Source organism: Methylicorpusculum sp., from assembly GCF_030651835.1.
Lineage (GTDB): Bacteria > Pseudomonadota > Gammaproteobacteria > Methylococcales > Methylomonadaceae > Methylicorpusculum.
In genome coordinates, this window is the sequence record NZ_JAUSBX010000158.1 from 25,949 (window position 1) to 37,940 (window position 11,992).

6 protein-coding genes are annotated in these 11,992 nt (G+C 48.3%); 4 read left to right on the forward strand and 2 right to left on the reverse strand.

Annotated features, from left to right (window positions below):
* Positions 1-85 precede the first annotated feature (85 nt).
* A complete protein-coding gene (locus tag Q7V32_RS20565) occupies positions 86-1,477 on the forward strand; it encodes a glycoside hydrolase family 30 beta sandwich domain-containing protein (RefSeq protein ID WP_304898832.1) in 1,392 nt (463 codons plus the stop codon).
* Between the two features lie 3 nt (positions 1,478-1,480).
* Here Q7V32_RS20565 and Q7V32_RS20570 read toward each other — a convergent pair whose 3' ends face one another.
* Positions 1,481-4,654, reverse strand: a complete 3,174-nt coding sequence (locus Q7V32_RS20570; protein ID WP_304898833.1) for a hypothetical protein — start codon at positions 4,652-4,654, stop codon at positions 1,481-1,483.
* Positions 4,655-4,979: 325 nt separating this feature from the next.
* A complete protein-coding gene (locus Q7V32_RS20575) occupies positions 4,980-6,080 on the reverse strand; it encodes a L,D-transpeptidase family protein (protein ID WP_304898834.1) in 1,101 nt (366 codons plus the stop codon).
* A 633-nt stretch (positions 6,081-6,713) separates the two neighbouring features.
* Here Q7V32_RS20575 and Q7V32_RS20580 point away from each other — a divergent pair.
* The 3 genes from Q7V32_RS20580 (at position 6,714) to ppdK (ending at position 11,929) form a co-directional block, all read left to right on the forward strand.
* Positions 6,714-7,655: an alpha/beta hydrolase gene (locus Q7V32_RS20580; RefSeq protein WP_304898835.1), complete on the forward strand. Its 942-nt coding sequence runs from the start codon at positions 6,714-6,716 to the stop codon at positions 7,653-7,655.
* A 225-nt stretch (positions 7,656-7,880) separates the two neighbouring features.
* The gene (locus tag Q7V32_RS20585) at positions 7,881-8,813 is read left to right on the forward strand and encodes a histone deacetylase family protein (RefSeq protein ID WP_304898836.1); all 933 of its coding nucleotides are present in this window, start codon (positions 7,881-7,883) and stop codon (positions 8,811-8,813) included.
* A 368-nt stretch (positions 8,814-9,181) separates the two neighbouring features.
* Entirely contained in the window at positions 9,182-11,929 is a 2,748-nt protein-coding gene (ppdK, locus tag Q7V32_RS20590) for a pyruvate, phosphate dikinase (RefSeq protein ID WP_304898837.1), read from the forward strand.
* Positions 11,930-11,992 lie beyond the last annotated feature (63 nt).

Consider the following 11,992-nt stretch of genomic DNA (forward strand, 5'->3'; position numbering starts at 1 on the left):
GATGGTCTAGTTTCCGTCTAAACAGTCAGAGCATTAAATTCACCCTTCCCTTTAAACCTGATTTTCCCTCAACAAGAAGACGTGCATGGCAGAAAAAAACTATCCTTATGAGCCCTCTCTTACTGATGCAGAGAATACGCCTTCTTTAGCCGTTTGGCTGACCTGTGCCGATCAAACCCGCTTGTTTCAAAGACAGACGACGGCCCTGGATTTTGTCAATGTTGATGCCAAAGGCCTCCCGGTGATAAGGGTGGATACCGGCCAAAAGTATCAGGCCATTGAAGGATTCGGGTTTTCCTTGACAGGAGGCAGTGCCATGCTGATCAGTCGCTTGCCGCTTGCTGAAAAGCGCGCATTATTAGAGGAATTGTTTTTGCCTACGCGCGAAGGCATCGGCATTAGCTTTCTGCGTCTGAGTATCGGGGCATCGGATTTAAGTGAAGGCTGCTTTTCTTATGACGACATGCCGGAAGGACAATCCGACTTTGATCTTGCCGATTTCGATTTAGAAGCAGGAGACATTGAAGTCTTCCCTTTGTTGCAAGACATTCTGTCTATCAACCCCGATATCAAAATCATTGCCACGGCCTGGTCTGCACCCACCTGGATGAAGACCAACCGGAGTTACATAGGCGGAAAATTGAGACCGGATTGCTACGCGGTTTACGCCGCTTATCTGGTCAAATACCTGCAAGCCATGCGCGAAAAAGGCATCACCCTCCATGCCATCACCCCGCAGAATGAACCACTGAATCAAAAAAACGAACCCAGCATGATCATGGAAGCCCTGGAACAAGCTGATTTTATCAAGAACCATCTGGGTCCGGCTTTGCAGGAAGCTGATCTGGATGAAGTTGAACTGTTTTGCTGGGATCACAATTGCGATGTAAAAGAGTATCCGTTGGCGGTTTTTGCAGATGACGATGCGCGTCGTTATTTATCCGGATCGGCCTGGCATCTGTATGGCGGGGATATTTCGGTTCTTTCCGAGATGCATCAGGCATACCCCGAAATGAAGCTGTATTTCACCGAGCAATGGGTGGGATCGGACGGCGAGTTTGGTGGTGATTTGCTGTGGCATGTTAAAAATGTCCTGATCGGCTCCCTGAATAACTGGAGCCGTATCGTGCTGGAATGGAATCTGGCCTCTGATCCTTTTTGCGGTCCTCATACGCCAAGTGGTGAAGCCCGCTGTGTCGGCGCGTTGACCCTCGGCAAAGGGATTTCCCGCAACGTCGCCTATTATGTTATTGCTCATGCATCAAAATTTGTTCGCCCCGGTTCGATGAGGATTTATTCCAATAAGCATGCGTCCTTGCCCAATGTCGCTTTTCTCACACCCGCTGGCCATATCGTTCTGATCGCACTCAATAACGGAGCGACCCCCCTCGCCTTCGCCATTCAATGTAATGGGAAAAAGGCCTTCGCCACGCTACCGGCAAGGACGGTGGCAACGTATGTCTGGAAGGCGGCTTAATATTCAGCTGCTAAGTATCACATCCACCCTGCGAAATTGACCCAGACGAAGCGCTTCAGCGGTTTGTCCCTGCAAATCCCGGCCTTCCACCGTCTGTCTACTGCCGTCCCGTCCATATAATTGGTAACGGCAGGGGCTAACGGCATTATCACCAAAGGTGTCAAGCCGCGCAGGGTTGATGTAGACCAGCAAGGTTGTTCCCAAAAATGCGCAGGCCACGCTACCGGCCGGTAAGATTTCTTCAAAACCGAAGGGATTGACGGATTGCTCATTCACTGAAAAAAACGCGTTGGACAGAACGGGCGCAGGCCTGAACAGCAAACTGCCTGTCTCGAAGACAAAGGGTTCTGGGCCAAGAAAAAGATGCGTCCAAAGGTGTAAAAATTCTACCGTAGAACCCGAAAGACGAGCAACGCAGCCCCTGCCGTGTTGGCGTGGGTCAATGGCAAAACCGCTGCTGACCAGAAAGCTGGAGTTTTCAATCGGATTGCGTCCGTATTCGGCAGGGTCACGAAAAGCCACCAGCAGCTTTTCAAAATCCCGGTAAAATTCCTCGATCAACCCGGCACGCACCATTTCCAATACAAATTTGTAATGCATGTGCAGAAATATAGAACCGTTTTCCAGCCAGCCATAGTTAAAAACGCCGATCCGACCCAAGTCCAGCGCATTGTCGCCCAATGGCTCATTGACGCGGTACATACCCAATTTTTTATCAAAAAGTTCCGAGTTTTGCACCGCATCAAATAATGATCGCGCGTCATCCGGTTGGGCAATGCGGAGGGCATGAACAAAGCCTTCCAGAAACAGCGGCAGCACTTTTTGACGAAAGCGCGTTACAAGCACCCGGCCGTCTTCATGTTTCTGATATTCCTCTGCCTCATAGGCGAAATAGGTAATGATGCCTTCCGGTATCCGGGCTTTGTTAATGGCCGCAACCAGAAAGCTGGACACTGTCTCCAAAAATTCGTGCACCGATGATACTGCAATTAAGCTTTCCGGGCCCTCGAAGCCCATGAAGACCTTTTCTCTATAGGCTTCTTTAAAAGTTTCACTTCCCTGCCAGAACAGATCAGGCGACAACGATGGATGCTGAAGAAGCAGGTTCAGCTCAGTCACAAAATCAGCCAGTTCTACCGGAATGACGCAGTCGCCCTCGACACCGGCCAAAACCTTGGCGGTAAAGTCCACCAGACGCTTGAGTTCTATGGTTTCATTGACCGAAGAACCTAAAATGCCGGGTAGGCCGTTCAGGGCATCACACCAACCGGGGCGATCCGCCTCCATTTCTATGCCCACACCGAAAGGATCCAGGGAAGACAGCTTGTTAACGACCAGGGTGAGAATTTTTCCTAATAATGTGGTGTAAACAACCTCACCCAGGCCAGATCGAAACCGGGCTTGAAAACGGCGCCGGTTACGGGAATTGATCAAAGCCATTTTGTCGGGCCGGGCCTGCACCGCGCCGTATTGTCGAACGCCTTGCGGCGTCACCTTGTATTTTTGGGAGCGCGGCAGCACAAAATGAGTGGGGTCAAAAAAGGTGTAGGTTTTCTCGTCGAACAGACTCGACACCCTATCCGGAAAAATTGCTGAATAACTGATGAGCAAATCCACTAAATACGTCCAGTGATCTGACCAATAGCCTCGGTCGAATTCAGCATCCTCAACTTCCTGCGCCTGCGCTAAAATCTCCTTGATAACCGGTTCCGGGTTTTCGGTAGCAGATTCAAGCGTCTGCCACAGCTGCGCGTATTTAAACTCTTTAGAAAGCAGTTCTTCCAGACCGTTAAACCGGGCGAAATAATGTGCAAAGGCCTGAGGGGCCTCCACCGCAAAACGTGAATTCCTTAAAGAACAAGGATTGTAGCCGTCCGGCTGAATCAGGTTGAAGAAATAGCGGATGTTTTTTGCATCCAGAGCGGGATCGAAGAATAAATCCATGCGGCGGTTTTGGAGTACATCGCGAAAATCGCCGTTACCTTCGGAAAAAGGCGTGTCATGTAATAGAAAATCGTTGTAATCGCGCTCCAAATCACCGTGCTTGCGGCCGAACAAATACAGCTGCGCGTCGCCTGGCACATCCTTGGGAAATCCGCCGCGCAAACCATTGTCCAGATAGCACTGTCCCGCATGGGCATCGAACATCGGTTTTGCGGTTGCGGTAAATGCCTTTTGTGTGATGTCTTCGACCAGTCGGCGATTTGTTTGCCGCTTTTCTTCGAAATAACCGACTTTATCGGTCTCTGTTAGAAATTGCTCAAGCACGGTCTTCGATGTTGCCTGACCGTAAAGTCCATAAAATACCTGGCTTTCTCCCGGTTGAAGCTTGAGTGTCAAAACCTGGAAAGCTGAAGGGGTTTGATTGCCCGTCACCTGATGCTCAAAATCCAGGCTTTCTGCAGCAAAAAACCGTTCGGGCCTGGTAAAATCGCCAGCCAATCCGAAAATCCTCTCCGCGTCCACCAGCACTTGAGTGAGTTGACCATTAAAAAAACCGGCGAAAAAGTTGCCGGCTATGACGGACTCCACCTGAGGACTGTCTGTAGGCCAGACTTTCAGTCGGTAAAAAGGCCTATTAGCTTCAACATCCTCTACCCTCATAAAAGCTTCCGAGGTCCGGCTCATGAATTTAACCAGCCATTGATTGAGGCCATAGGGCAAAACTTGCGGCAAGCCATCGACAATTTCAATTTGTCTGACCTGTGCGGACGTATTGACAAGGGTGACTCGCCTGATCAAACCGGCAACAGAAGCCTCGGGTAAGGTGAACATATCGGCACGAATGTGCAGCCCCAAATTGGGATTAATTTCTTCCACACCAACTTCATGAGAGGTGACATAAAGACGTTGGCTAACTCCGGTTCCTGCATTACGCTGGAAAGCTTCGTGGGTCAGGATTTGATCAGAAGCTGTGATCTTGAGGAAGGTGCGAAAACCCCGGGTGGGTGTAAGTTGATAAGCCTTGTCAGCAGGAAAAAACTCCAAAAAAGCCCCATCCTTATTACGCACGCCAAAACAGGCCACGGCCTGACCTCGGTTGGCATAAAAAACCCAGGCCGGACGCCCCATGGTACCAGCGATGCCCGGCAAAAAGCTGGCAAAGGGAGGACAGTCGTTGTACTGATCAATTATGAAGCAATTATCACCGTTATAAGAATAGTTGTGCTGGATCATGGAGTAGCACCAATTGAGTTGGGTGTTGAATCGGCGATATTAAGCGTAGAGCAAAGTCATTAACTGATTCGAAATTTTAGATAATTTTTTTGACCACTGCCTCCAAGGTTCATCCAGACAAATCAACGAAATCCATTATTATACCTTTCGCACTTCAAATTTCGGCAGTGCCTAAGGAGGCAACAGGTTGTTCGGCAAAGGCTTTGCCTACATGGATGGTTTTACGGCGTCCTTTGACGGGCACCCCGGTGCCGAATTTCGATCTACGACAGGTATAACAGACACAAAAAAGCCGCTCATCCGGTAGAAAGAGGAGCGGCTTTTGTCAGAATGAGCCCGAAGTTTTTCGTGCTACCGGAGGCCCTTGATAGTAACCGGAGGATGACGGTTTGGGTAAAGTTGAAACCGTAGGCGTTTTTTGCACAGCCGCTGGGGCAGCCGCTTCTTTCAGTCCTATGTCTTCTTCAAACTCTGGCATTGGCGGTAATCTTTCATAGATGGCTACCGGGTCGCCGTCCTGATCGGTTAGCGCTTTTTTCAAAACGTCCTTATTAAACTCGGGGGGTACTTGCCCGTTGTTCGCATTGGCAATTACCGTCATCGCCGATTCGAAGCGTTGATTATAGGTTGTTTCGCCACCCTCAAGATCGGGATGGACTTCAATAAAGAGCCGATTGTCCAGCCAACCTGCCTTGATTTGTTGTTGCACAATTCTTACCGGCGTACCTACAGGTACCAAGTTATAAAGTTGTTCGATATCCTCCGGATACATACGAACACATCCGTGCGTAATTTGCATGCCAATACCAAAAATTTTATCGATATCGGTACCGTGAATACGGTATTCACCCGGAAGAGCAAGGTGCAAGGCGTAAGCCCCCAAAGGATTGTGCGGACCGGGGGGAACGACTGCAGGCAAAGGATCACCCATTGCAGCATGTTCTCTACGGATCGATTCCGGTGGATGCCAGGAAGGATCTTTTACTTTCTTTGCGACCTTGGTTAAACCCAACGGCGTTTTCCAGTCCTGTCTTCCGACCCCATGAGCGAAGGACATCACTTTTCTCGGCATCCCGGGTTGGGCTGGCGGATAAAAATACATCCTGTATTCTGCAATGTTAAGCACGATGCCTTCATGTGGCGTATCAGGTAAAACTCTCCGGTTGGGCAGACGCACAACTTCATCTTTTTTGACTAACCAGCGATCCAGATCCTGATTAAGTCTGACAATTTCCGTTTGTCCCAATGAAAAACGCCGGGCAATATCCAAAAGCGTTTCATCACTTTCTGCTCGCGTTAACGGAAAGCCGTCCGGATGTTCGACGACGACACTATCACCTGGATTTTCAGGCCATGGAAAGGTTGCTGCATAACTGCTATCGGCAAAACCTAAAACCAACAGGGCTAACAAAAGATGCGATTTCATTGCTATAAACGTCTCAAATACAAAAAACAAATGGGCGGTAAACTTATCGAACCTGACTTTAACGTGCTAAACAAATTAACCTTGAATCGGTCGCTTATCAACTGACTCGTTGTAACGGATTGATGCTAGCCGGTTTTGTCAGTCACATGATCATGGGTGCGAACAATTATATTTTAACCATACGATTCCAGTTAATAACTGAATGATGACTGAACAAAACTATCCACAGGTTAAATGGTCAAACACTTTCAAAAATCGGTCAATAAAAACTATTCAGACTTTGCTTAAGTCAATATTAATCAAAAATTGATTTTAGTTAACATTTTAACAACATAATGTAACTTTAAAACAACGAATATTGTTTAATTACTAAATCTTTTTAATTTTTTGCAATTGCCGCTTAAAATTAGAGTATCACTATAAACTCATCATCAATTTTTCAAACAGATTATCACGATATTGTGACCTCGCTTTATCAAGAACGATACAGCAACTTATTCACCCGACACTATGCAAAACCGGAAAATAGAGACGCCTAGAACAAGCCACTGGATAAAATATTTCGAAGCGATCCTTTTAAAGTTAAGGTTTGCCCTAAATTTGTGCTTGAACCCCCGATGGGTATTAATAAGCTTGGCTCTGAATACTGTGACCGGCTGTGCTCCGCTTAACCCTCCATCTCATCCAAACGTTTTAGCGGCAGAGCTGATCAACGACTGGTTTATAACGCCCGACGGCGCTTCGCTGCCTGTCAGGCAATGGCAACCCAAGACAGCTGATGTTGATGCGATTCTCATCGCCGTTCATGGTTTTAATGATTACAGTCATTTTTTTGAAGATGCCGGCACTTATCTCAGTGAACAGGGCATAGCCAGTTATGCCTATGATCAAAGGGGATTTGGGGAAAGCCCAAGGCGTGGACTCTGGGGTGGCGTGGATGAATATACCGAAGATCTGGCCCTTTTTATCGACCTGATCAAGCAAAAGCATCCTCACCGACCCGTTTATTTACTGGGCGAAAGCATGGGCGGCGCAATTGTCATCGCCACGATCACAAGAACAACAGCCCGCGTGGATGGCATAATCTTATCTGCACCGGCGGTATGGGCACGTTCGACTATGCCCTGGTATCAAACCGCCCTGCTCTCGACTTTATCTCGAACGATGCCCTGGCTGACACTGACAGGAGAAGGCCTGGAAATTAAACCCTCGGATAATATTGAGATGCTGAGAGCCTTGGGCAGGGATCCCTTAGTTATTAAAAAAACTCGCGTCGATGCCTTACACGGCTTGGCCGATTTAATGGACATTGCTTTTTTAAGTGCACGTCATATTGATACTCATACACTGGTTTTGTATGGGCAAAAAGACGAAGTTATCCCTCAGAAACCTACTTTCGAATTTCTTAAAGCATTGCGCACACTGTATCCGACAAACAAGACGGTTAGAATCTATCAAAACGGCTATCACATGTTACTGAGGGATTTACAGGCGCCCGTGGTTTGGCAGGACATCGCCAGCTGGATAAAAATTCCCGGCTCCCTGTCTTCAACAGAAAAAGGGGCTTGCTGCTGACAGGCAATGCAGTTATTTTACAAGCTGATAGCCGGTCAATTGGGTTCTGCCGTGTGTTTTAAAAAAACCGTTCGTGGTGAGTTTATCGAACCGCCCGTCGACAAGCTCAAGACGAGCGGACTAATGTTATTTAATCAACAAAGAATACTACAAAGATTGCGATTAGCGACTGCCAACCCAACCTTCGCATAACCATTAAGTACCTTTAACTTTTTAAGGACTTTTATGACCACATTGTATTACAGTCATCCTGACTTTTTAGCGCACGATTCAGGTCCGGGACATCCCGAATGCGCGGATCGAATCCGGTCTATTGAAAAAGCTTTGGCCGCCCCCTCATTTGATGCATTAATTCGAACAGAACCCCCATTATTAGATGATATCAAAGATAAGATTGCGTTAATTCATAGCCGAAAATTGATAGCCTCGGTATTTGATGCATTGTCCCAACCCGGCCGAAACTACCTTGACCCTGATACCGCTGTATCCCCGTCATCCGCTAACGCCATATTAAGAGCGGTAGGTGCTGTTTGCGACGCAATTGATAAGGTCTGCACCGATAAAGCCGACAATGCCTTCTGCGCGACCCGGCCACCCGGCCACCATGCCGAACCGGATCAAGCCATGGGTTTTTGTTTGTTTAATAACATTGCCATTGCCGCTGAATACGCCCGGACTTTTTATCAGTTGGAACGCATTGCAATAATAGATTTCGACGTTCATCATGGAAACGGCACTCAAGCGGCCTTTTTAAAACAACCTGCCGTTCTTTATGCGTCCAGCCATCAAATGCCGCACTATCCCGGCACCGGACATCCATCAGAAACCGGGGTTGGCAATATTGTCAATGTCCCGCTGGATTCAGGCACAACGGGCGCCGTGTTCAGAGAAAAATACCAGCGCATTATCTTTCCGGCCCTGCACCATTTTAAGCCGCAGCTTTTACTACTATCCGCCGGATTCGATGCCCATAAAGATGATCCCCTGGCCTCGATAGAACTGGTTGAAGATGACTATCGCTGGGTAACCCAGGAATTAATCGACATAGCCAAACACTACGCCGGCGGTAAAATCGTGTCCGCTCTGGAAGGCGGTTACAATTTGAATGCTTTGGCCGCCAGTGTCGCAATCCATGTCAAAACACTGCTGGAAGCTTAAGATTGGCCATGAAATGGCTTAGGAGTAAGCACAAAGTAACCTCCACAAGCAGGTTTGTTTGTGGGGATCGGTGACTCGCCTGACAGGACGCCGTGAAACGTCCGTGAGGCTTGACGGCGTCAATCCCTGACGCTGACACCTGTCAATCGAGCCATCGAGCCCCTTCCAGTCTTTGAAGAAGTTGTTTCATGCTCTTTCCATACTTAAAACCGCAACCTGAAACCAGTAAACAAGGCCTATATATTTTCAACAAACTATCAACAAACTCACAACAAATAATGACCAAAGCAGCACCTTGAAGCAAGAGACTTTAATTATCCATAAGACTATAATGGTTTCATTTTTATCCGCTCTTATTGGGAACTAACATGACTGCACAATACATATATGCCTTTCAAAAAGGCGACGGTAAAAACAAGGTGCTTCTGGGCGGCAAGGGTGCAAATCTATGCGAAATGACGCAAATTGGTCTGAATGTACCCCCCGGCTTTGTAATCACTACAGAAGCCTGCCTGGACTATCTCCAAAATCATCAATTACCTGAAGGGTTAATGGATGAAGTACGTGCCAACATTGCTGAAATTGAAGCGCTAAGCGACAAAAAGTTCGGCGACAGCGAAAATCCATTACTGGTCTCAGTCAGATCCGGATCAGCCATTTCCATGCCGGGCATGATGGATACCATCTTGAACCTGGGATTGAACAAACTTACCTTAAACGGCCTGATCGAACATACCGGCGACACCCGCTTTGCCTATGACGCTTATCGCCGTTTCATTCAGTTATTCGGCAAGGTTGCATTGGGTATCGACGATGAAAAATTCGACCATCATTTTGCCGAAATCAAAAGACAAGCAGGCATCAAGGCCGATGTCGGCCTGGACGCCGAGCATTTACGCCAGATCAGTGAATTATTTTTGCAGGTTGTGCAAGAAGAAACCGGCAGACCTTTTCCTGAAGATGTTTACGAACAGCTGGAACTGTCCATCAAAGCCGTATTCAACTCCTGGATGGGTAAACGTGCTGTCGATTACCGCCGCGAATTCCATATCACCCCTAAAATGGCCAACGGTACCGCTGTCAATGTCGTGACCATGGTATTCGGCAACATGGGTAACGATTGCGCGACCGGTGTCGGATTTACGCGTAACCCCGGCACCGGCGTCAATGAAATGTACGGCGAGTATTTGGTCAATGCCCAAGGCGAAGACGTCGTTGCCGGTATTCGCACACCTAAACCGGTGCAAGAGTTGTCCAATGAAATGCCGGAAATCTACCGCCAGCTGGTGGACCTGCGCAACAAACTGGAATCACATTACAAAGAGGTTCAGGATTACGAATACACCATCGAACGCGGCGTTTTATATTGCCTGCAAACCCGTAACGGCAAGATGAATGCTGCAGCAATGGTCAAAACCTCCGTCGACATGGTAGCAGAGGGTCTGATCAGCAAGGAAAAGGCGTTACTGCGCATCAACCCTGAGTTGCTGGAGCAATTGCTTCACCCTCAACTGGACCCCAACAACAAGATTCCTTCGGTAGCTCAAGGCTTACCCGCATCACCCGGCGCGGCTTGCGGAAAATGCGTATTCGATGCCGACTCGGCGGAAATTTTGGGTCGTTCAGGACAAGCCGTTATCTTGCTCAGAGAAGAAACAAAACCGGAAGACATTCACGGCTTTTTTGCTTCACAAGGCATATTGACCAGCCGCGGAGGAAAAACATCCCACGCTGCAGTGGTCGCCAGAGGCATGGGCAAGGCCTGTGTAGCAGGCGCCGAAGACATCAAAATTGATGTGCGCGCCCGTCTCGCCGTCATTGGTGACATCCATATTCGCGAAGGAGACACCATCACTATTGACGGAAGTTCCGGTCTGATTTACCTGGGACGTATCGACACCATTGAACCCAAATTTTCTGAAGATTTGAAAACCCTGTTATCGTGGGCTGATGAATATGCTGTCATAAAAGTCCATGCTAACGTCGATACGCCGGAACGTGCCCAACTAGCGGCCAGTTACGGCGCAACCGGCATTGGCTTGTGCCGGACGGAACGGATGTTCAATGCCTCCGACCGCCTGCCGTTGGTAATTGACATGATCCTGGCTAACACGAAAGAGGAACGCCAGGAAGCACTGGAGAAACTATTCCCGATTCAAAGAGATGATTTCCGGGAATTGTTCGAAGCCATGTCCCCCTACCCGGTGACTGTTCGCTTGTTAGACCCGCCCATGCATGAATTTTTACCGGGCGAACATCAACTCGAAGAGGAAATCCAGGCGCTTAACACCTATAAAACCATGATCAGGGGCCAGCAAGTTACCCTTGATACACTGGGTGAAGGCAGCTTGTTACCTGCGCCGTTTAATCAACTGAATGAAGAACTCATCAATAAGGCGATTGCCAAAAAAGAATTGATGCTGAAAAAAGTCAGAGAACTGTATGAAGTCAACCCGATGCTGGGTCATCGCGGGGTTCGTCTGGGCATGTCCTATCCGGAAATTTACCAAATGCAGATCCGCTCGATTTTGGAAGCGGCCGCCATCTGCACCAAACAACGCAAGTCGATTATGCCGCAAATTATGGTGCCGCAGGTCATCACCGTCCAGGAATTGATTCAAGTCAAAAAATACGTTGATCAGATTCAACAGGAAGTGGAAAGCCAATACGGTATAGCACTGGATTTCAAATTCGGCACGATGATAGAAACAGTCAGGGCTTGCACCCGTGCAGGACATCTGGCTGAAGTTGCCGAGTTTTTCTCGTTTGGCACCAATGATTTGACCCAGGCTACCTTTTCATTCTCGCGTGAGGACGCTGAAAACAAATTCTTGCCGCTCTACAACGAAACAGGCTTACTGGAAGACAACCCTTTCGAAGTACTCGATGCCAAAGGCGTGGGTCAATTGATGGAAATGACGGCATTAGCAGGCCGTAAAACGCGTCCTGGCATGAAAATCGGCATTTGTGGTGAGCAAGGCGGACATCCGGAATCCATCCGCTTCTGCCATCACATCAAACTGGATTACGTGTCCTGCTCGGCACCTCGCATACCCATTGCCCGATTGGCTGCAGCTCATGCCAAGCTTTTGGAAAATGAATACACCATTGGTTAATCACCAATAGTCCCATCCACTTATTGCAGGGCGAGCAATGTCTCGCCCTGATCCTGAGCACCA

Excerpts from the sequence above, each read along its gene's own strand:
- Q7V32_RS20565 (WP_304898832.1), top strand. The coding sequence starts at position 86 with ATGGCAGAAAAAAACTATCCTTATGAGCCCTCTCTTACTGATGCAGAG.
- Q7V32_RS20570 (WP_304898833.1), bottom strand. The coding sequence starts at position 4,654 with ATGATCCAGCACAACTATTCTTATAACGGTGATAATTGCTTCATAATT.
- Q7V32_RS20575 (WP_304898834.1), bottom strand. The coding sequence starts at position 6,080 with ATGAAATCGCATCTTTTGTTAGCCCTGTTGGTTTTAGGTTTTGCCGAT.
- Q7V32_RS20585 (WP_304898836.1), top strand. The coding sequence starts at position 7,881 with ATGACCACATTGTATTACAGTCATCCTGACTTTTTAGCGCACGATTCA.
- ppdK (WP_304898837.1), top strand. The coding sequence starts at position 9,182 with ATGACTGCACAATACATATATGCCTTTCAAAAAGGCGACGGTAAAAAC.